The 21,103-nt window shown below is 60.1% G+C and carries 22 protein-coding genes; 7 read left to right on the top strand and 15 right to left on the bottom strand.

Annotation, left to right across the window (positions count from 1 at the left end):
• Positions 1 to 66 precede the first annotated feature (66 nt).
• Both SIC14_RS11615 and SIC14_RS11610 read left to right on the top strand, forming a co-directional pair.
• Entirely contained in the window at positions 67 to 1,062 is a 996-nt protein-coding gene (locus tag SIC14_RS11615; protein WP_412562099.1) for a DUF418 domain-containing protein, read from the top strand.
• An 82-nt stretch (positions 1,063 to 1,144) separates the two neighbouring features.
• Positions 1,145 to 1,687: an adenine phosphoribosyltransferase gene (locus SIC14_RS11610; protein ID WP_412562098.1), complete on the top strand. Its 543-nt coding sequence runs from the start codon at positions 1,145 to 1,147 to the stop codon at positions 1,685 to 1,687.
• Between the two features lie 63 nt (positions 1,688 to 1,750).
• Here SIC14_RS11610 and SIC14_RS11605 read toward each other — a convergent pair whose 3' ends face one another.
• The 11 genes from SIC14_RS11605 to coxB form a co-directional block, all read right to left on the bottom strand.
• Entirely contained in the window at positions 1,751 to 3,166 is a 1,416-nt protein-coding gene (locus SIC14_RS11605) for an FAD-binding oxidoreductase (RefSeq protein ID WP_412562097.1), read from the bottom strand.
• 48 nt (positions 3,167 to 3,214) lie between these two features.
• Positions 3,215 to 4,063, bottom strand: a complete 849-nt coding sequence (locus SIC14_RS11600) for an MBL fold metallo-hydrolase (protein ID WP_412562096.1) — start codon at positions 4,061 to 4,063, stop codon at positions 3,215 to 3,217.
• A gap of 67 nt (positions 4,064 to 4,130) precedes the next feature.
• Entirely contained in the window at positions 4,131 to 4,712 is a 582-nt protein-coding gene (locus SIC14_RS11595) for a GNAT family N-acetyltransferase (RefSeq protein ID WP_412562095.1), read from the bottom strand.
• Complete coding sequence (locus tag SIC14_RS11590; RefSeq protein WP_412562094.1) at positions 4,712 to 5,974, bottom strand: M16 family metallopeptidase; 1,263 nt, start codon at positions 5,972 to 5,974, stop codon at positions 4,712 to 4,714. Before SIC14_RS11590 ends, SIC14_RS11595 begins: the two co-directional genes overlap by 1 nt.
• Positions 5,971 to 7,359 (bottom strand): threonine synthase, encoded by a 1,389-nt coding sequence (thrC, locus tag SIC14_RS11585; RefSeq protein WP_412562093.1) that lies wholly within the window; start codon positions 7,357 to 7,359, stop codon positions 5,971 to 5,973. The genes SIC14_RS11590 and thrC overlap by 4 nt, the downstream gene beginning before the upstream one ends.
• A gap of 14 nt (positions 7,360 to 7,373) precedes the next feature.
• Positions 7,374 to 8,054: an SURF1 family protein gene (locus SIC14_RS11580; RefSeq protein ID WP_412562092.1), complete on the bottom strand. Its 681-nt coding sequence runs from the start codon at positions 8,052 to 8,054 to the stop codon at positions 7,374 to 7,376.
• A gap of 232 nt (positions 8,055 to 8,286) precedes the next feature.
• Positions 8,287 to 9,120, bottom strand: coding sequence for a cytochrome c oxidase subunit 3 (locus SIC14_RS11575; protein WP_412562091.1), 834 nt, complete (start codon positions 9,118 to 9,120; stop codon positions 8,287 to 8,289).
• 24 nt (positions 9,121 to 9,144) lie between these two features.
• Positions 9,145 to 9,732, bottom strand: coding sequence for a cytochrome c oxidase assembly protein (locus SIC14_RS11570; RefSeq protein ID WP_412562090.1), 588 nt, complete (start codon positions 9,730 to 9,732; stop codon positions 9,145 to 9,147).
• 2 nt (positions 9,733 to 9,734) lie between these two features.
• On the bottom strand, positions 9,735 to 9,908 hold the full coding sequence (locus SIC14_RS11565; RefSeq protein WP_412562089.1) for a hypothetical protein: 174 nt from the start codon (positions 9,906 to 9,908) through the stop codon (positions 9,735 to 9,737).
• A 1-nt stretch (position 9,909) separates the two neighbouring features.
• Complete coding sequence (cyoE, locus tag SIC14_RS11560) at positions 9,910 to 10,860, bottom strand: heme o synthase (protein WP_412562088.1); 951 nt, start codon at positions 10,858 to 10,860, stop codon at positions 9,910 to 9,912.
• A gap of 100 nt (positions 10,861 to 10,960) precedes the next feature.
• Positions 10,961 to 11,878 carry a cytochrome c oxidase subunit II gene (gene coxB / locus SIC14_RS11555; protein ID WP_412562087.1) on the bottom strand — a complete coding sequence of 306 codons (918 nt, stop codon included), beginning with the start codon at positions 11,876 to 11,878 and terminating at the stop codon, positions 10,961 to 10,963.
• 191 nt (positions 11,879 to 12,069) lie between these two features.
• On the opposite strand from coxB, the gene tldD reads away from it, so the two are divergent.
• The gene (gene tldD / locus SIC14_RS11550) at positions 12,070 to 13,491 is read left to right on the top strand and encodes a metalloprotease TldD (RefSeq protein WP_412562086.1); all 1,422 of its coding nucleotides are present in this window, start codon (positions 12,070 to 12,072) and stop codon (positions 13,489 to 13,491) included.
• 221 nt (positions 13,492 to 13,712) lie between these two features.
• Entirely contained in the window at positions 13,713 to 14,876 is a 1,164-nt protein-coding gene (gene dprA / locus SIC14_RS11545) for a DNA-processing protein DprA (RefSeq protein WP_412562085.1), read from the top strand.
• A gap of 23 nt (positions 14,877 to 14,899) precedes the next feature.
• On the opposite strand, the gene SIC14_RS11540 is transcribed toward dprA, so the two are convergent.
• A complete protein-coding gene (locus SIC14_RS11540; RefSeq protein ID WP_412562084.1) occupies positions 14,900 to 15,352 on the bottom strand; it encodes a hypothetical protein in 453 nt (150 codons plus the stop codon).
• Between the two features lie 149 nt (positions 15,353 to 15,501).
• Here SIC14_RS11540 and topA point away from each other — a divergent pair, with 149 nt between their 5' ends.
• A complete protein-coding gene (gene topA / locus SIC14_RS11535) occupies positions 15,502 to 18,108 on the top strand; it encodes a type I DNA topoisomerase (protein WP_412562083.1) in 2,607 nt (868 codons plus the stop codon).
• Between the two features lie 66 nt (positions 18,109 to 18,174).
• On the opposite strand, the gene SIC14_RS11530 is transcribed toward topA, so the two are convergent.
• From SIC14_RS11530 to SIC14_RS11520, 3 genes are all read right to left on the bottom strand, one after another.
• Positions 18,175 to 18,549 carry a DUF6768 family protein gene (locus SIC14_RS11530; RefSeq protein WP_412562082.1) on the bottom strand — a complete coding sequence of 125 codons (375 nt, stop codon included), beginning with the start codon at positions 18,547 to 18,549 and terminating at the stop codon, positions 18,175 to 18,177.
• The gene (locus SIC14_RS11525) at positions 18,518 to 19,084 is read right to left on the bottom strand and encodes an RNA polymerase sigma factor (protein ID WP_412562081.1); all 567 of its coding nucleotides are present in this window, start codon (positions 19,082 to 19,084) and stop codon (positions 18,518 to 18,520) included. The genes SIC14_RS11530 and SIC14_RS11525 overlap by 32 nt, the downstream gene beginning before the upstream one ends.
• A gap of 87 nt (positions 19,085 to 19,171) precedes the next feature.
• Positions 19,172 to 19,756, bottom strand: a complete 585-nt coding sequence (locus SIC14_RS11520) for a TetR/AcrR family transcriptional regulator (RefSeq protein ID WP_412562080.1) — start codon at positions 19,754 to 19,756, stop codon at positions 19,172 to 19,174.
• A gap of 70 nt (positions 19,757 to 19,826) precedes the next feature.
• On the opposite strand from SIC14_RS11520, the gene SIC14_RS11515 reads away from it, so the two are divergent.
• Together SIC14_RS11515 and SIC14_RS11510 are read left to right on the top strand one after the other, a co-directional pair.
• Complete coding sequence (locus tag SIC14_RS11515; protein WP_412562079.1) at positions 19,827 to 20,252, top strand: VOC family protein; 426 nt, start codon at positions 19,827 to 19,829, stop codon at positions 20,250 to 20,252.
• A 126-nt stretch (positions 20,253 to 20,378) separates the two neighbouring features.
• On the top strand, positions 20,379 to 21,101 hold the full coding sequence (locus SIC14_RS11510) for a CoA transferase subunit A (RefSeq protein ID WP_412562078.1): 723 nt from the start codon (positions 20,379 to 20,381) through the stop codon (positions 21,099 to 21,101).
• The last annotated feature ends 2 nt before the right edge of the window (positions 21,102 to 21,103 follow it).

The raw sequence follows: 21,103 nt of genomic DNA, 5'->3' as shown, positions 1-21,103 counted from the left end.
GGCGGCCTTTCTTTTTGGAAGGAACTGCCCAAATAAGGGTCAGATTTCAGCTCCATAGGATTGCCCATGCGTCTCACCGGCCTCGACATTGCCCGTTTCCTCGCCTTTTGCGGCATGGTTCTGGTGAACTTTCGCATCGCGGCAGAGGTCGCTGCCGGACAAGATCTGGCCTCCATCCTCACCAACGGGCTGGAGGGGCGCGCAGCCGCCCTATTTGTGGTGCTGGCGGGAGTAGGCCTGGGCCTGTCCCGGGCCAGCGCTGCCCTGGTGAGCAAACGGGCGATGTTTCTGATTGCCCTTGGCCTGTTGAACCTGACGATATTTGAGGCCGACATCCTGCATTACTACGGCACCTACTTCCTTTGTGTGCTGCCCTTCCTGGGATGGACCGCACCGCGACTTTGGGGGGTGGCTGCAGGCGTTGCGGCCCTTGCCTTCGCGGCGCTGATTTTTGGCAATTACGACGCGGGGTGGAATTGGGACACGCTGGAATACAGTCAGTTCTGGACCGTCGAAGGCTACCTGCGTCACACCTTCTACAACGGCTGGCACCCTGTTCTGCCCTGGTTGAGTTTTCTGCTGATCGGTCTTGGCCTGTCACGGCTGGACCTTGCGGCACCTCCTGTCCAAAGGCGGCTGAGCCTTTGGGGGGCTGCCATGTTTGTGCTTGGCCTCTTGCCGGCGCAGCTGGTTCCATCCGGAGAACTGGCGCCCCTGTTCGGCACAGCTCCGATCCCGCCGACACCATTTTACATTCTGTCGGCCAGCGGCAGCGCGATGGTGGTGATTGCCCTCTGCCTGTGTCTGGGCCAATCCGCCCCCCGCCTGACCAATCCGCTGGCACTGGCTGGTCGCCAGAGCCTGACGCTTTACTTGGCGCATATCCTGTTGGGCATGGGGATCTTGGAAGGGCTGGGCCTCCTTGGCGGCGTGTTAAATCCGATGCAGATCTTCCTCTATTCACTCGTCTTCTGCCTGCTGTGCCTCCTCTACGTTCTTATGTGGCAGCGCGTCAGTACCCGTGGACCGCTGGAAGCCTTGATGCGGCGGATTGCCGGATAACCCCTCAATTTCCTTGAAAAACCAATCCGCAACCGCCACAAACAGCCCCGACAAATCGACCAGCCGGAAGCGAGGACACCCAATGGCGCCCAATGACAAAACCGTCAAAGACTACATCCGCACCATTGTGGATTTCCCCCACGAGGGCATCATGTTCCGCGATGTGACCACCCTGTTTGCCGACCCGCGCGGGTTCCGCATGGCGGTGGACCAGATGCTGCACCCTTACGCCGGTCAGCGCATCGACAAGGTGGTTGGACTGGAGGCGCGCGGTTTCATCCTTGGTGGCGCAATTGCCCACCAGCTGGGCACCGGGTTTGTGCCGATCCGCAAGAAAGGCAAATTGCCGGGCAAAACCATTTCCGAGGCCTATACGCTGGAATACGGCGAAGCGATCGTGGAACTGCATGACGACGCGATCGAGCCGGGCGAAACCATCCTGCTGGTCGATGATCTGCTGGCCACCGGCGGCACCGCAGAGGCCGGCATCAAACTGGTTGAGCGTCTGGGCGGCAAAATCCTGAGCTGCGCTTTTGTGATTGATCTGCCCGAGTTGGGTGGCCGTAAGAAGCTGGAAGCGATGGGGATGGATGTTTCGGTTCTGTGCGAGTTTGAAGGCCTGTAGTGGCACAAGAGGCTGGGGGCGCCGCCCCCAGACCCCCGGGATATTTCCCCCAAGAAGAAAGCCTTAGCCGCGCAGAACCACACCAGGGTTCATGATGCCATGCGGGTCGAAGGTGGCTTTGATCTGCTGCATCAGCGCCAGTTTCACCGGATCACCGTATTTTTCCAGATCGCCGACCTTGTGACGCCCCACGCCATGTTCGGCGCTGAAGCTGCCCTGATGTACCGCAACCAGATCATGGATCAGGGTTTTGATGGCGTCGCGCTGCGTTTCATAGTCGGTTTTTGATTTTCCCTTGGCTGGGAAGACGTTGAAGTGCAGGTTGCCGTCGCCCAGATGGCCAAAGCAGTTGAGGCGCATGTCCCCCAGCTGTTCCAGCGCGGCACGGCCTTCCTCGATGAAGGCTGCGAGGTGGCTGAGTGGCAGCGAGATGTCATGGCTGGAGATGGAGCCCACAAGGCGGTTGGCCTCGGGGATCTGTTCGCGCATTTCCCACAGCTCGTGGCGTTGCTGCTCGTTCTGCGCAATCACCCCATCGCTGACCAGCCCGGCTTCGGCTGCTTCGACAAACAGGGTTTCTAGCGCCTCGGACGGATCCAGCCCACGGGCCAGCCCCAGATCGATCAGCACCGACCATTCCGGGTTTTCTGGAAACGGCCGGCGCAGCTCCGGCAGATGGTCGGCCATGAAATCAAGGCCCTGGCGGTGGATCAGCTCAAAGGCGGACACCGCTTCGCCCATGTGCTCACGCGCCAAGGACAAGAGCGACAGCGCCGCTTCGGGGCTGTCGACCACCATCACGGCGGTGCCTTGCGAGGCGGGTTTGGGCGACAGTTTCAGCGCCGCAGCGGTGATCACGCCCAGACTGCCTTCGGAACCGATCAGCAGGTTTTTCAGGTCATAGCCGGTGTTGTCTTTGCGCAGGCGGGTCAGCCCGTTCCAGATCCGCCCGTCCGGCAACACTGCCTCAATCCCCAACACCAAATCGCGAGTATTGCCGTAGCGCAGCACGTTCACCCCGCCGGCATTGGTCGCCAGACAGCCGCCGATGCGGGCCGAGCCTTTGGCGGCGATGGACATCGGGAAAAGCCGGTTGTGATCGTCAGCAACGGAATGGATATCTTGCAGGATGGCACCAGCCTCGACCACCAGGACGTTTTCATCGGGGTAGCAGGCCCGCACTTTGGTCATCCGTTCCAGCGACAGGACAATCGGCGCCGGCCCCTGCCCCATCACTTGTCCACCCACCAGACCGGTGCCCCCGCCGTAAGGCACCACGGGCACCTTTGCGGCATGTGCGGCGCGCAGGATCGTGGCGACCTCTGCGGTTGTGGCCGGGGCCAGCACCGCACCTGCCTGCCCCTGCCAGCGACCGCGCGGTTCTTCCAGATAGTTGGGGGTCACATCGCGGAAGCAGCGCGGGTCAAGATCAGGGCGCAGGGCGTCCAGAAAGGCGGGGGTCACGGGCTGTAAATTCATGATTTGGTTGTAACGCGCCTCAAGGACAGAGGCCAGTGGCGAAGGGGATCACTCTTCCTCATCCAGCAGGTATCGCGGTTGCAGTACCATGACGGTTGGGCGTTTCGGCAAGACCCTTAGAGAGAGCTGTAACGTGCTGCCGGCGGCGCGTTCAATGGCAAACTCATCCCGCATACCGGCGAGGAAAAACTGCAATGTGCCATCGCCAAACCAATGCATCGGGATCACCACCGAGGCCCGCAGGCGTTTCAGCACCTTGATTATTGTGGGCAGGTCCAGCGTCATGCCCCCGTCGACAGGGGCCATCACCACATCCATCCGCCCCAAAGCAGCATATTGCGCGGCGTCCGGTTCATGATGCAGATGTCCCAGATGACCAATACAGAGCCCTGCCACCTCAAACACAAAGATCGAGTTGCCCTGCTCCTCAATCCCGCCGCCCGAACGAATGTCGGTGGAGACATTGCGCACCCGCATATCCTTGACCATGAGATTGTGGTCGATGCCTGCGCCAAAGGTCTCGCCCCAGCCTTGCAGCACATGCGGGATGGCGGGATCAGGGAAGGCTGTCCAATGGGTGTCATGGGCGTGGTTCATCGTGACCACATCCGGCAGGAAATCGACGTTGCCGATAAAACCGGTGTAATCCGTCACCGCTGCAGCACCGCCGGGGGACTGGATCAGAAAAGAGGCGTGGGTCAGGTATTGGATCCGCACGTCAAATTCTGGCAGGGGATCGCGGAAAGAAGCGTGGTACAGATAGGTCAGACCGGGAGCGGAGTTGGCTATGGCGATGCAGTGGCTTGCCATGCGCGGTGTGGCGGTCTGCGTGGCCCCTTGTGTGCCGGAAATCGCCACAGCCAAAAGGCCAATGATCAGGCAGATAAATCGGTTCATCACGTCCCCTCCTTGGCCGGAGATAGGGCGCGGATCCGTTAAGTCACGTTAGATAACTTCTGGCCGATCACATCTCGGTCCGGCCACGCCGGTCCATACGGATATGGGCGTAGAGAACATGGGTGCGCCAGCGACCGTCAATTTCCAGATAGCTTTGCGCCACGCCTTCGTATTTGAAGCCGCATTTTTCCAACAGGTCCCGCGAGGGTTTGTTTTCCGGCAGGCAGGCGGCTTCGATCCGGCTGAGGTCCATCCGGTGGAAGGCGTGATAGACCAGCGTATCGATGGTTTCACGCATGTAGCCTTGGCGGGCGAACTCTTCGCCCACCCAATAGCCAAGAGTGCCTGCCTGAGCAGGCCCGCGGCGGATATGATCCAGGGTGATCGCGCCAACAAGCTGTTCATCCTCACGGCGGATCATAAACAGCGGCAGTGCGGTTTCATTCTTGATCGCCCGATTGACCCAATAGACGCGATTGGCAAAGGCCTTGCGGCTGAGGTGATCAGAGGCCCAGGCTGGCTCCCACGGGGTTAGAAACCCCTCAGAGGTGCGGCGCAGCGAAGACCAGGCTTTGAAATCCGTGTGCTGCGGCGGACGCAGGGTCAACCGCTCGGTCTCGATCCGAACCTGCTTCTTGCCGCCAAACATTATGCTGCTCGCCTCTCCTGCATCGTCTCCAAAGTCGGAGCCTCTGCCACTGGCCCGTAAAGCGCCAGAGCTGCAGGGGCCGAAACGGCCATCGTTTCAGCAAAGCCTTTGACATCCTGCAATGTCACCGCATCGATTTTCTGCACAATCTCTTCGACCCCGGGCACGCGGCCCCAGATCTGCACCATGCGCGCCAGACGCTCGGCACGGTTGGACGGGCTTTCCAGTCCCATCAACATGCCCGCTTTCATCTGCACACGGGCGCGGGCGATTTCCTCGTCGCTCATGTCAGAGGCGGCCCGTTTCATCTCATCCAGCGTGACATTGGCCAATTCCGCCAGCTGATCGCCAGAGGTGCCTGCGTAGATGGTCATTATGCCGGTATCGGCATAGGCACCCGCCTGGGCAAAGATCGTGTAACAAAGGCCGCGTTTTTCGCGGACTTCCTGAAACAGCCGCGAAGACATGCCGCCGCCAAGGATATTGGCGTAAACCTGAGCGGCATGGATCTGATCGTTGCGGTAATCCGGTCCTTCAAAGCCCATTGCAAAATGGGCCTGTTCCAGATCCTTCACCTGACGGTGTTCGCCGCCAGCAAAACGCGCCACCTCATAGGCCGCCGAGTTCCGCGGTGCGAGATGTCCAAAAAGCTGCTCAGCCGCCTTGACCAGCGCCTCGTGATCCACCGCCCCAGCTGCCGCAAGGATCATCTGCCCCGGGCCATAACGCTCTTTCACAAAGCTGGAAAGATCCTCACGGCTGAAGCTGCTGACCCGCTCGGCCGGCCCCAGAATTGTGCGACCCAGCGATTGTTCGGGATAAGCCTTTTCCTGCAACCAGTCGAATATCACATCGTCCGGCGTGTCCAGCGCCTGACCGATCTCTTGCAAGATCACACCGCGCTCGACCTCAATCTCATGTTGGTCAAACACCGGGTTCAGCACGATATCAGACAGCACGTCCATCGCCAGTGGCACATCATCCTGCAGCACGCGGGCGTAATAGGCCGTCACCTCGCGCGAGGTATAGGCGTTCAGATAGCCACCCACATTCTCAATCGCCTCAGCGATTTGTAGCGCGGAACGGGTTTCAGTGCCCTTAAAGGCCATATGCTCCAGAAAATGCGCAATGCCGTTCTGTTCCACCCGTTCATGGCGGCCGCCTGCCAGCACCCAGATACCGATCGAGGCCGATTGGAGACCGGGCATATGCTCGGTCACCACCCGGAAGCCATTGGGCAGGCTATGTTGTTTTACAGTCACTTGGCGATACGGTCCTTGATCAGGGTTTCCAACGCGTCGAGGTCGTTGGCTATACGGGTGACACGCTCAGGACGATCATACAAGTCCGCCATACGCTGAGGCAGCGCCGGGTGTTGCCCGCTCGCCTCTTCTACCGCCGCCGGGAATTTCGCCGGATGGGCCGTCGCCAGTGTGATCATCGGAACCGACGGGTCACGCTTTTCTTCGGCCACTTTCACACCAATCGCGCTGTGCGGGCACAACAACTCTCCGGTGTTGGCAAAGAAATCCGCAATTGTTGCGGAGGTCTCCGCTTCGGAACAATTGCCGCTGTCGAACAGTTCCTGCAGCGCCTGCAGCGCGCCTTGCGACACGGTGAAACCACCGTTTTTCAGCTCATCCATCAGCTGGCTCACTGCCGCGCCATCTTTGCCATACGCATAGAACAGCGCCCGTTCAAAGTTCGAGCTGACCTGAATGTCCATCGATGGGCTGATCGAGGGCACTACGCCATCCGGACGATATTCGCCGGTCGACAGGCAACGGTGCAGAATGTCGTTCTGGTTGGTGGCCACCACCAGCCGGTCAATCGGCAGCCCCATCTGTTTGGCTATGTAGCCTGCAAAGATGTCGCCGAAGTTGCCTGTCGGAACGGTGAAGCTGACTTTGCGATGAGGTGCGCCAAGGCTGACCGCGGAGGTGAAGTAATAGACCACCTGCGCCAGCACACGGGCAAAGTTGATCGAGTTCACGCCGGCCAGTTTGACACCATCACGGAAGTCAAAATCGTTGAACATGTCCTTCACGCGGGCCTGACAATCGTCAAAATGCCCGTCCACCGCCAGAGCATGTACATTGCTTTCGGCAGGGGTGGTCATCTGGCGCCGCTGCACCTCGGACACACGGCCATGCGGGAACAGGATGCAGACATCCACAGCGTCCAGCCCCTTGAAGGCCTCAATCGCCGCTGAACCGGTGTCACCCGAGGTGGCCCCCACAATGGTCACCCGATTGCCGGACCGTTTCAGTGAGGCCTGGAACAGCTGACCGATAAGCTGCATGGCGAAGTCTTTGAACGCCAGCGTTGGGCCGTGGAACAGTTCCAGCAGGAAATGGTTGTCGCCCAGCTGCACCATCGGCGCGCGGGCGGCATGGCCAAAACCGGCATAGGCTTTGGCGATGATCTCTTTGAACTGCGCCCCGGTGAACGTGTCCCCGATATAGGGTTTCATCACCCGAAACGCGACCTCCTCATAGGACAGGCCGGACAGCGCCGCGATCTCGTCATGGGACAGGGTCGGGATGGTTTCGGGCAGATAGAGCCCACCGTCACGGGCCAGCCCGGTCAGCATGGCTTCTTCGAAATTCAGAACGGGCGCCTGGCCCCGGGTCGAAACATATTTCACAGCTCAGGTCTCTTTCAGAGGTTGCGTGCGGATTTGTACATGCGCCACAGGAAAAGGCCAAGCATGAGCAGCCAGACAATCGCCAGCCCATACCAAGTAACGACATATTCCAGGTGATCATTAGGGATGCCTTCGGTGCCAACGCCCAGGGGCACCACAGCGCCAGCGTCATAGGATGTGCTGCGCGCAATCAACAGCACCTCCTCTGCGTTCAGATGCGCGGCCAGAACGGGCACCGCGCGGGCGAACCAGATGTTTTTGTCCAGATCGTTTTCCGGGGTGTATTTGTCCACCTCTTCGGGCCAATGCAGGTTGCCAGTGACCTCAACCTTGCCTTTGGGCAAGGCGGGGATTTCAGACGCCACACGGATGAACCCACGGTCCACCAGCAGGCGACGCCCCTCCGGGGTCTCTAACACCGTGATCAGCCGGTAGCCCGCGCCCATCTTCTTATGGCTGACCAGCACCCGCACCGTGTTACCCGTAAAGACGCCCTCAGCCGCGACGGCCAGAAACCGGTCCCGCACCGGGTCAACAGGTGCAGGCACCGCTTGCGGCGCCGCGCCGATCAGCGCTTCCACCTCGGCCAGATAGGCCTCCTTTTCCCCCATCCGGCGCAGCTGCCAGTTCCCGAGGCTGATCAGGATGGCAAAGCCCACAAGGCCCAGTACAAGAGGGAGGATCAAACGGCGCATCAGCTTGGCCAGCCTTTCTGTCTTGCGCAAAACGCGCTTGGCCCGTTCTTGCCCTTTGGCGGGCGACTTTCAATATCAATCACAGCCAATGGGGCAGATTCTCTTTCATCTTGCTCGAAATACTCCGGGGGTGCGGGGGCAGCGCCCCCGCCTGCGCCGCACATTGCGTCAAAACGCAAGAGCCCCCGCAGTTTCCTGCAGGGGCCTTATAGCTCTTATATAGGGAAGTCGCTTAGCCGCCCCAGATATAGACAGCTGCAAACAGGAACAGCCAGACAACGTCCACGAAGTGCCAGTACCATGCAGCGGCTTCAAAGCCGACGTGGCGCTCAGGGGTGAAGTGCCCCTTCATTGCGCGCAGCATGCAGACAAACAGGAAGATGGTGCCAACAACAACGTGGAAACCGTGGAAGCCGGTCGCCATGAAGAAGTTTGCGCCGTAGATGTTGCCAGCAAAGCCGAAGGCGGCGTGACTGTATTCATAGGCCTGGAACACGGTGAAGATCAGACCCAGCGCCACGGCCAGCAGCAGACCGTTGATCATGTCCTTGCGGTTGTTCTCATGTGCAATCGCGTGGTGCGCCCAGGTGGCGGCACAGCCCGAGCACAGCAGGATCAGGGTGTTGATCAGCGGCAGGTGCCAGGGGTCGAAGGTCTCGATGCCAGCAGGCGGCCACACACCGTCCACCATCGGGCTTTCGGGGCCCATCGGGTACATGGCGTGTTTGAAGAAGCTCCAGAACCAGGCGGCAAAGAACATGACTTCGGACATCACAAACAGGATGAAGCCGTAGCGCAGGCCAATGGCCACAACCGGGGTGTGATCGCCGGTTTCACTTTCGTGAACCACCTCGGCCCACCAGCCGAACATGACGTACAGCACGCCAACAAAGCCGATCAGGAACAGCCATGGACCAGCCAGTTCAACCGCTTCGAAGAAGATGGTCATGCCGCCCGACATCCAGACAACTGCGCCAAACAGCATCAGGAAGCCAAACACCGAGGCCATGAGCGGCCACAGCGAGGGTGGCAAAATGTGATAGTCGTGATTTTTAGCGTGCGCCATTTGGTTTCCCTCGTTGGAAGGCTTTTAGTTTAGGTTTGTTTCGCTGCCCGTCGCAAGCGCGGCTTGCTGGGCCGCCTCGTCTTCGGGCATGTCGATTTCGTAGAATGTATAGGACAGAGTGATCTGGTGCAGATATTTGCCTTCGCTGTCCTCGACGATCTCGGGGTCAACATAGAAGGTCACAGGCATCTGCACGCGCTCACCAGGTTCCAGCACCTGCTCGGTAAAACAGAAGCAGTCGATCTTGGTAAAGAATCCACCCGCCGCATAGGGCGCGACGTTGTAGGTGGATTGCCCCGCAATCGGGCGGTCGGTCGGGTTGTAGGCCTCATAGAAAGCCAGCCCCGTCTCGCCGATCCGCACCTCCATTTCGCGCTGCACTGGTTTGAACTCCCAGGGCATGCCGCGTTCTTTGGAGGCGTCGAAACGGATCTTGATGGTTTTGTCCAGCACCTCGCGGGCACCGGTTTCGGACACCAGCGTGGCGCCGCCAAATCCGGTCACGCGACAGAACCAGTCGTAAAACGGCACCGAGGCCCAGGCCAGTGCGCCCATGGTCAGTACAACGCTGACCAGTTTCACCACGGTTTTGTTTTTTGCGTCCATCGCCATTGTCAGCCGTTCTCCTGCTGGAGGCGAACGCTTTCCGGCTCAAAGTCACCGCGGGTGACTTTCACAACGGTCAGGCCAAAGACGATGGCGATAAAGGCCACCAGAACCAGCCCGACACCGATGTTGCGGCTGGAACGGCGTTTGTGCAGTTCGTGTTCAACTTTTTCAAAGCTCATCTTACCAGCCTCCCAGCCCGTAAGGTTTCAACGCAGCTTCGGCCAGGATCGCGCCGAAGTGCAGGAACAGATACAGCAGCGACAGACCAAAGAAGGATTTCTCCACCTTGTAGTTGTCCGCTTCCGCCGCCTCCTCCGGGCGACGCCAGATCTTCACGGCGCCCCAGAGGAACATCACATTCAGCACCACGGCGGCAACCATGTAGATCGGTCCGCCAATCGCAGTAAGCCCGGTGCCAATCGCCAGCGGGGCCAGCAGGATGGTGTAAACAAGGATATGCGCGCGGGTCACTTTGCGGCCGTGGGTCACGGTCAGCATGGGCACGCCAGCCTCTTTGTAGTCAGACTTCATGAACAGCGCCAAGGCCCAGAAATGGGGCGGGGTCCACATGAAGATCAGCAGGAACATCAGCACCGATTCCAGGCTGACGCCACCGGTTGCCACCGCCCAGCCGATCATCGGAGGGAAGGCACCCGCCGCGCCACCGATAACGATGTTCTGCGGCGTCCAGCGCTTCAGCCACATCGTGTAGACAACAGCGTAGAAGAAAATGGTGAAGGCCAGCAGCCCTGCGGCCACCCAGTTGGCGGCCAGCCCCAGCATCACCACAGCAAAGACCGACAGCGTCAGGCCAATCGCCATCGCCTCTTCCGGCGCCACCTTGCCCGAGGGGATCGGACGGGAGGTGGTGCGCTTCATCACCGCATCAATGTCTGCGTCCCACCACATGTTCAGCGCGCCAGAGGCACCGCCGCCAACGGCGATGAACAGCACCGCACAGAAGGCGATGAAAGGATGCACGCCAACGGGCGCGGCCAACAGGCCAACCAAAGCGGTGAACACAACCAGCGACATTACGCGGGGCTTCAGCAGGGCGAAGTAATCGCCAAAGCCGGCCTCACCCGTCTGGGCGCTGGTCTGAGAAGAGGTATGGAGACTTGCGTCGCTCATTCTTTGCCTTCCAAAACCGCGCCCAAAGCGGCGCGGTACCATGGTGGGATAAGGGAAGCGGTCCTGCGGTCAGGTCCGCTTCCGATGATGTAGGTCCGGATCAGTTCGAAGCGACCTTGTAGCCGGGCAGCGTGGTCATATCGCCGGCATACTCTTCGATCGCGCCTTTCAGCCATTCCTGATAGGCTTCTTCGCTGACCACTTTGACGGTGATCGGCATATAGGCGTGGTCCTTACCGCAGAGCTCCGAGCACTGACCGAAGTAGATGCCTTCACGCTCGGCTTTGAACCACAGCTGGGCAATACGGCCCGGTACGGCGTCCTGTTTCACACCAAAGGCTGGGATGGTCCAGGAGTGGATCACGTCGGCGCCGGTGACGTCCATGACAACAACTTTGTTGATCGGAACAACAACCTGGGTGTCGGTGGCCAGCAGGAATTCGTCTTCGTTATAGCCAGCGTCCACCAGCTTGGCACGCATGGCGTCGTTCAGCACATAAGCCGCTGCGCCCGCTTCTTCGTCTGCATCGGTCATGGTTGCAGGCTGGCCCAGCATATACTGGTCAAAGCCGAACTCATGGTCGGTGTACTCATAGCCCCAGTACCACTGGTAGCCGGTGACTTTGATATGGATGTCACCTGCGGGGATTTCCTGCTGTTTGAACAGGACCGGCAGCGAGAAGGCACCGATGATCACCAGAATGACAATCGGAATGATGGTCCAGGCAATCTCGATCCCAGTGTTGTGGGTGAAGGACGCCGGGTTCGGGTTGGCCTTGCGGTTGTGGCGCACGATGATGATTGCCACCAGAGCCACCACAAACAGGGTGATGAGGGTGATGATCCACAGAAGCAGGTTATCCAGCCACTGGATGTCGCGGGCCAGTTCGGTTGCAGCGGGCTGGAAACCCAGACCTTTGGGTTCGGGCTTGCCGATGGTTTCAAGGGCTTCCTGGGCAATGGCCGGTGCCGCGGTTGCGGTTGCTGCTGCGGCCAGAAGGCTAGTGATAAGTCGCATGTGTCACCCTGATCGGTTGAGCTGTTATTCGTTCGGTAGCGGGTGGGATCGACCGTTTCGACGGAATCCCATTGTTTTGCCGCCGCTACAAATCATATTCTACAGAACAGAACAACAATCCCAGTGCGGCAAACGGACGCTTTTTTTGATTTAGATCAATTCCGATCCACTGGAAAGACAGGAAAACAGATATGAGTGATGCGACCTTTCGTCCATTTGAGGACTCGCTGGATCAATCCAGTGCACTTGAAATCCTCCGTGACGCCACCCAGGGGGCCGATGACGGGGAGATTTTTCTGGAACGTCGCCGCGCAGAAGCTCTGGTTTTTGACGATGGTCGGTTGAAAAACGCCTCCTACGATGCCTCCGAAGGTTTCGGCCTGCGCGCCGTACGTGGCGAGGTCACGGGCTATGCCCATTCCACCGAGTTGAGCGAAGGCGCCCTGCGCCGCGCCGCGCAGACCGCCCGCCTGGCGGTGGGCGACGGCGGTGGCACCTTGGCGGATGCTCCTGCCCCCACCAACAAACGGCTTTATACCGACGAAGACCCGATCGCCGGCGCCTCTTTCCCTGTCAAAGTCGAAACCCTGCGCGAAATCGATGCCTACGCCCGGGATCTTGATTCGCGGGTGGTACAGGTTTCAGCCACCATCGCGGCTTCGCTGCAGGAGGTTGAGATCCTGCGCCCCGACGGCACCCACCTGCGCGATGTGCGCCCAATGACACGGGTCAATGTCTCGGTCATCGTTGAACATGCTGGCCGCCGCGAATCCGGCTCAGTGGGCGGTGGCGGACGCATAGGACTCGACGGTCTGATCGCGCGGGACGAGTGGCAGGGCAAAGTGCAAGAGGCCCTGCGCATCGCACGGGTCAATCTGGATGCCGAACCCGCCCCGGCCGGGGTGATGGATGTGGTGCTTGGTCCGGGCTGGCCAGGCATTCTGCTGCACGAAGCCATCGGCCACGGGCTGGAAGGCGACTTTAACCGCAAAGGGTCTTCGGCGTTTGCCGGCCTGATGGGACAACGCATCGCCGCCCCCGGCGTGACCGTGCTGGACGACGGCACCATTCCCGACCGACGTGGCTCAATCAGTTTTGACGACGAAGGCACGCCCTCTGGCAAAAACGTCCTGATCGAGGACGGGATCCTCGTGGGTTTCATGCAAGACCGCCAGAACGCCCGGTTGATGGGGGTTGAGCCCACCGGCAATGGCCGCCGCGAATCCTACGCCCATGCGCCGATGCCACGGATGACCAACACTTATATGTTGGGCGGCGACGCCAAACCCGAAGAGATTGTGGCGGATCTGAAAGACGGCATCTACGCCGTCGGCTTTGGCGGCGGGCAGGTCGACATCACCAACGGCAAATTTGTGTTCTCCTGCACCGAGGCCTACCGCGTGAAAGACGGCAAGGTTGGCGCACCAGTGAAAGGGGCGACGCTGATCGGGGACGGCGCCACCGCGCTCAACCAAATTCGTGCCCTTGGCAACGACATGGCGCTGGACCCGGGCATGGGCAACTGCGGCAAACAAGGCCAATGGGTGCCGGTTGGCGTTGGCCAACCCACTGTGAAGATTGGCGGTTTGACCGTCGGCGGCTCAGCTGCGTGACCTGAAACCGGTCACTGTGGAGGGGCGCGCGCGCCCGACCGCAGCACCAGGCGGGGGCCCCGTCCCCCGCACCACAGGAACTAGCGGGGGACCCATCCCCCGCACCCCCTGGGGATATTTTCCCCAAGAAGAAAAAGAAATTGAAGAAAACTTTGCGGGCTTTACCGCCTGTTAACCACTTGGGTTTAGCACTGTCCCTGCAAGCTGGCGGAGGCATGACGATGAAACCTAAGCATCCTTCCACTCACCCCCTACTCCCACCCACCACGGAAGATGATCGGGTGTCTTGGCTCCGCCTCTTGCGCTCTTATCGGGTGGGCCCCTCCACCTTTTACCGCATGCTGGCGGAACACGGCAGCGCGGCGGCGGCATTGGCCGCCCTGCCCGAGGTTGCGGCGAAAGCGGGTGTGAAAGACTATGAGATCTACGCAGAGACGCGCGCGCGGGAAGAATTGCAGTTAGGCGCGGCGATGGGCGCCAAACTGCTGTGCTATGGCGCGGCGGATTACCCTTTGGATCTTTCTGAGACCAATGATGCCCCCCCGCTGGTCTGGGCGTTGGGGGATGTGTCGCTGCTGAGGCGCCGCATGATCGGGCTGGTGGGCGCGCGCAATGCGTCTTCCTTGGGGCTGCGCATGGCAAAAGCCCTGTCGGCGGATCTGTCAGAGCGGGGCTTTGTAATTACCTCAGGTCTGGCGCGCGGCATCGATGCGGCGGCTCATCAGGCGGCGCTGAAGGGGGGCACGGTGGCTGTGTTGGCTGGTGGAGCGGATGTGATTTACCCGGCCGAGAACACACATCTACATGGGGCGCTGCGCGATGCCGGCCTGATCCTCAGCGAACGCCCCTTTGGACTGCAGCCCAAGGCACGGGATTTTCCCCGCCGCAACCGCATCATTTCGGGCCTGAGCAAAGCGTTGGTTGTGGTGGAGGCGGCGGGCCGGTCCGGCAGCCTGATCACCGCCCGCACCGCATTGGATCAGGGCCGTGAAGTGCTGGCGGTGCCGGGGCATCCCTTTGATGCAAGGTCGGGAGGGTGCAACATGCTGATCCGCGACGGCGCGCGGCTGGTGCGCAATGGCGAGGATGTGGTGGAGGCCCTGCCCCCCGAGGCACCGGAGCCACAGCAGGTGGCGGAACCACCGCAACAACAGCCCAGCCTGCGCGAGACAAACCTGTTGCACCAGCAAATCCTAAACCGGCTTGGTCCCTCTCCGCTGGCGGAGGATCAGCTGATCCGCGACCTGGGCGCGTCACCGCAATCCATCCTGCCCCTGCTCACAGATCTGGAGATGGAGGGTGCCTTGCTACGCCAACCAGGCGGTCTTTTGTCCCTGAACATGTCGCCCGGCAGCGCCCATGCGGAAAAGCGGCAAGACGCGTGAGGCGACCTTAATTCGGCCAGCCCTCAATACTGGCAGGCGTCGCGAATCACATTGTACCACTCGGCGCAGTGTTCGGGGTTGGCCCACCAGGCGTCCGTTGCGCCGAAAGTGTGATCGACCACCACCCAGACATTGCCGGATTTCATCAGCACCGCCTGCATGTCGACGTCCCACATATCCTCGGCGAAGTAGGGATCCCGCGCCGCGGCTGGTGTCTGGGCCGGGTCAATCGCGCCACCGCCCGGCCGCTGCGGCGAAACTGAAGCGAAAGCCCGCTCGCCCGAGACGCGCAAATCATTGACAACAAACTGAACCGGCTGACCAAGAGTCCACCAGGCGTGGGGCCGCAGCGCATCCATCAGGTCCCGCCGTTCCTGTGTGCCCCGCTGGGGCTCGTACCAGCTTTCGGCCTGTGCAGCGCCTAACGGCATGAGGGTTGCAAAGGCCAAAGCGGCGGCACAGATAATGGGCTTCATGAACAGCTATCCTTCTGCAAGAAATTAGATCAATTTATTCGCCTCAAGACTGGCGACAAACAGAACAATTGACAATCCCCTCTTGCAGCCCTCATTTTGCGCCGCCATAGAGCGCCCGTGTATTCCCCCCAAAGAGGTCCATCCGTAACATGCCAGTCGTTGTTGTAGAATCCCCGGCCAAGGCCAAGACAATCAACAAATACCTTGGATCGGACTACACGGTTCTTGCCTCCTACGGCCACGTGCGGGATCTGCCGCCCAAGGATGGCTCGGTTGATACCGATGACGAATTTGCCATGACCTGGGAGGTGGGCAACGATTCCCGCAAGCATGTCAAAGCCATTGCGGATGCGCTGAAAGACGACAACGAACTGATCCTCGCGACCGACCCCGATCGTGAAGGGGAAGCGATTTCCTGGCACCTCGAAGAGGCGCTGCGCAAACGCCGCGCGGTGAAAAAGGACACACCTGTGAGCCGCGTGGTCTTTAACGCGATCACCAAAACGGCGGTGACCGAGGCGATGCAGAACCCGCGTCAGGTAGACACCGATCTGGTCGAGGCGTATCTGGCCCGTCGCGCGCTGGACTATCTGGTGGGGTTCAAACTGTCGCCGGTGCTGTGGCGCAAACTGCCGGGCGCCCGGTCGGCGGGCCGGGTGCAATCGGTCTGCCTGCGTCTGATCGTGGAACGCGAAATGGAGATCGAGGCGTTCAACCCGCAGGAATATTGGTCCGTCAAAGCAATGCTGGCCAGCCCACGTGGACAGGAATATGAGGCCCGCCTGACGGTTCTGGGTGGCGACAAGCTCGACAAGTTTTCGATCACCAACGAGACACAGGCCGAACTGGCGGTGCAGGCGATCAACAGCCGTGATCTCTCAGTCAAATCGGTGGAGGCCAAGCCCGGCAGCCGCAACCCATCGGCACCGTTCATGACCTCGACCCTGCAGCAGGAAGCCAGCCGCAAGTTTGGCATGGGCGCGCGTCAATGCATGAACGCGGCGCAGCGGCTCTATGAAGCGGGCTACATCACCTATATGCGAACCGATGGCATCGACATGGCGCCAGAGGCGGTTACGATGGCGCGCAATGAAATCGCCACCCGTTATGGTGATGACTATGTGCCGGATAGCCCCCGGATTTATAAGAACAAAGCCAAAAACGCACAGGAAGCACACGAATGTATCCGCCCTACCGACATGTCGGTGGACGCTGGTCAACTGGCCAAGCTGGAGGCGGATCAGCGCAAGCTTTATGACCTGATTTGGAAGCGGACTCTGGCCTGTCAGATGGCGGGCGCACGGCTGGAGCGTACCACTGTGGATGTGGGCAGCGATGACGGTCAGGTGGTGCTGCGCGCCACCGGTCAGGTGGTGCTGTTTGACGGTTTCATGCGCGTCTACGAAGAAGGCCGCGATGACGTGGCCAGCACGGATGAGGATGACAAACGTCTGCCGCAGCTGATGCAGGGCGAAAAGGCAGACAAACGCACCGTCAGCCCGGAACAGCACTTCACCCAACCGCCGCCGCGCTACACCGAGGCGACGCTGGTGAAAAAGATGGAAGAGCTGGGCATTGGCCGCCCCTCAACCTATGCATCGGTTCTTGGCACGATTCAGGAACGCGAGTATGTCCGCAAGGACAAGAACCGCCTGTTCCCTGAGGATAAAGGCCGGATCGTTACGATCTTCCTGCTGAACTTCTTCCGCAAGTATGTCGGCTATGACTTCACAGCCCAGCTGGAGGAACAGCTGGATGACGTCTCCGCTGGGGAGCGCGATTATAAGAACGTGTTGGATCGTTTCTGGCGCGACTTCTCGGTTGCGATTGCTGAGACAACAGAACTACGCATCACCGAAGTGCTGGACGTTCTCGACGATGCGCTGGCGCCGCAGCTTTACCCGCCGAAAGAAGACGGTTCGGACCCGCGGGTTTGCCCGAAATGTGGCAATGGCCAGTTGCACCTGAAAACCTCGCGCACCGGTGGGTTTGTTGGCTGTGGCAACTATCCCGAATGCACCTACACCCGGCCCATTGCCGGCGAAGGTGCGGATGGTGATGAACGGGTTTTGGGCGAAGATGCCGGCGATGAAATTTGGCTGAAAGCGGGACGTTTTGGCCCCTATGTCCAGCGCGGAGAGCCAACTCCGGAAAACAAAAAGCCGCCACGGGCCTCGCTGCCGCGCGGCTGGTCGAAAGACGATATGGATCTGGAAAAGGCGCTGGTTCTGCTGTCGCTGCCGCGTCAGATCGGCGAACATCCCGAAGGCGGCATGATGAGCACCAATTTCGGCCGCTTCGGCCCCTACATCATGCACCAGCTGCCGGAAGAGGCCAAACCGGTCTACGCCAACCTGAAAGACCCGAACGACGTCTTCGAAGTGGGCATGAACCGGGCGGTTGAGCTGCTGGCGGAGAAGCGGGCCAAAGGTCCGGGCCGTGGCCGCACCGCCGCCAAACCGTTGAAAGAGCTGGGCGATCACCCTGATGGCGGCGCGATGGCCGTGATGGAAGGGCGCTACGGGCCTTATGTGAAGTGGGAAAAGGTGAACGCCACCTTGCCGAAAGACACCGATCCCAAGGATGTGACGGTGGAAATGGCGGTGGAGCTGGTCAACGAAAAGGCTTCGAAGAAAAAGTCCGCCAAGAAGAAGGCCGCGGCTAAGAAACCGGCGGCGAAGAAGACCACCACCAAGAAAGCACCTGCCAAGAAGAAGGCGCCCGCCAAAAAGGCTGCTGCCAAAGACGCAGAATAAGGAAAGGCGGGTCACTGGGACCCGCCTTTTTCTTTGCCTGGTGGTGGGGGCGAAACTTGCCCCTCGTCACTGGTGACTCGCCACCAGCAATTGCAGCCGTTTCACCTCACGGATGACACGATCGGCCTGCATCTGTGGCCAGAGGCTCATCTTCATGATCAGCGACATCAGCAGCAATACCGCGCCGCTGATGCCGTATTTCACCGCCATCAGCAGGTCACTGGCGCCGAAAAATTGCACCGCGCACCAGACGCCGGTCAGGAACAGCGCTGTCTGGATCAACATGATCACCCAGGTCACCCAGCCCAATTTGCCGCCGAATTGCTTCAGCCCCAGCTGGAAATAGCCCAGTTCCTCGGTGCTGTGCAGGATATCACGGTCCTGCGCGTTCAGCGCCGCCTCGATCAGACTATCCAGTTCTTTTGTCGTTTTCACATTCATCGTTCTCTCCTTCCAAGAGATGACGCATCGCGCCGCGCGCCTTGGACAGGCGCGATTTCACCGTGCCCTCGGGGATGTCGAGCGCAATCGCCACCTCCGCCAGGCGCATATCTTCCAAGTAAAACAACGCGATGGTGGCCGCCTGCTCGGGTGGGAGCTGATCAATGGCCCAACGCACCCGCGCAGCTTCGTCGTCGGGCGCGGGTTGTTCGGTCTCTGTCAGTGGCGTCAGTTCCGCCGCAAGCGCCCGGCCTTTTTGCAAGCCCTTGATGATCCGCGCACAGCGCCGCGTCACAATCTGAGTGGCCCAGGCCGGAAAAGCCGCAGAGTTACGCAGCGATGGCAGGCTGCGCAGGATCTCGACCCAGGCTTCCTGCACCGCATCCTGTGCCAGATCACGATCGCCCAGCAGCCGTGTGGCATGCACCAGCAACCGTGGCCCGCGGTGGCGCACCAGCGCCTCCATCGCCGCGCGGTTACGGCCTCTCGCTTCGACCACCAGCAGTTCTTCATAGGCACGGCGCTTGCCGATCATCACGTCACCATTTTGTTGTTCCTACATTAAGGTGCGCAGTTGGGGTAAAAAGGTTCACGAGGTAGCTGGAAATTTTCAGGTTGGTTCTTATTCGCTGGGCGTCATCAATCTAGCCATCACCTGTTCCATTGCCGCCAGATAGGGCACCACGCTCTGCCCCTGAGACACCGCAAGTGCCGCACGATCAAAGGCAGCCGACAGCACATCAGACAGCGCCTGCAGCTCTGCCTCGACCAAATCGGGACGGGCCTGCTGCAGGCCTAGCATCAAGCTCTGTCGTCCGCCGCCCGCATCAATCTCCGCCATCTCAGCCAGGCCAAGCACCGCCGGTCCTTCGATCAGCAACAGATGCGCCCGCCCCTCTTTGGCCATGCTGGCAAAAAACGCCTGGCTGCCCGAGGTCAGAGGATCGCCCGAATCTGCCACAGCACCCTGATCGATTTCCGCCGCCAAAACGGCCGCTTCCTGTTGCACCACAGCGCGGAACAGGTCCGCTTTATCGGCAAAATGGTGATAAAGCGCCCCGCGCGTCACCGCCGCCGCCCGGACAATTTCCGGCGTTGATGTTTCCGCATAGCCCTTTGCGACAAAGAGTTTACGCGCCTCCGCAATCAACCGCGCGCGCATCAGGGCGCGACGATCTGCATTCGGGATCGATTTCTTTTCTTGCATACATACAGCCTGTATGTTTATTTCAGATCTACATACACACTGTATGTTTTATTTTCGGAGATGCAACAAAATGAAAACCACCCAGTATTATCCCGTCATCCAAACCAATGATGTCACCGCAACCACCGCCTTCTATCTGGACCACTTTGGCTTTGAGCCTGCCTTCACCTCAGACTGGTATGTCCACCTGCAATCCAAAGCGGACCCAACCGTCAATCTGGCCATTCTCGACGGCCAGCATGACACCATCCCCCTGCCCGGCCGTGGGGCCTCTGCTGGGGTGATCCTGAATTTCGAGGTCGAGGATGCCGCGGCAGAATACAGCCGCTTGGTCGATGCCGGTCTGCCCGTCCTGAAACCCCTCATCGATGAAGACTTTGGTCAGCGCCACTTTATCACTGCCGATCCAAATGGCGTATTGATCGACATCATCACCCCGATCCCGCCCTCGGCCGCCTTTGCCGCACAATATAGCCAAGAGGCGCTGCCGCAATGATCCCCAGCGGATGGGCCCGGACCCTGATGCGGCCCATCCGTAGTAATACGCCCCCGGGGGTCAGACGATTGACTCACCCGTGCCGCAGCGTCACAACCGGGCCATACCTGAAACAGGGAGCTTTCCATGAAAAAAGTCTATCCGAACGCCGCTGCGGCCCTGGACGGGCTGCTACATGACGGCATGTTCATTGCCGCTGGCGGCTTTGGCCTCTGTGGCATCCCCGAACTGCTGCTGGACGCCATCAAAGACGCGGGCACCAAAGATCTGACCTTTGCCTCCAACAACGCGGGCGTCGATGACTTCGGCATCGGCATCTTGTTGCAAACCAAGCAGGTCAAAAAGATGATCTCGTCCTATGTGGGCGAAAACGCCGAGTTTATGCGCCAGTACCTCTCGGGCGAGTTGGAGCTGGAGTTCAACCCACAGGGCACGCTGGCCGAACGCATGCGTGCCGGCGGCGCAGGCATCCCCGGCTTCTTTACCAAGACCGGCGTGGGCACCGTGATTGCCGAAGGCAAGATGGAGAAACAGTTTCCCACCGGCGATGACGACGCGATGGAAGACTACATCATGGAAGAGGGCATCTTTGCCGACCTCGCCATTGTAAAAGCGTGGAAAGCGGATGAGACCGGCAACCTGGTGTTCCGCAAAACCGCGCGCAACTTCAACGTGCCCGCCGCCACCTGCGGCAAGGTCTGTGTGGTTGAGGTTGAGGAAATCGTGCCGACCGGCAGCTTGGACCCTGACAGCATCCACCTGCCAGGCATCTATGTGCATCGCATCATCAAGGGTGATCACGAAAAACGCATCGAACAGCGCACTGTGCGCCCGCGCGAGGAGGCATAATC

It is taken from the genome of Thalassobius sp. MITS945101, assembly GCF_047123305.1.
Lineage (GTDB): Bacteria > Pseudomonadota > Alphaproteobacteria > Rhodobacterales > Rhodobacteraceae > Thalassobius.
Note: the sequence above shows the minus strand (reverse complement) of the source record. Positions and strands in the feature narration are given on the sequence as shown.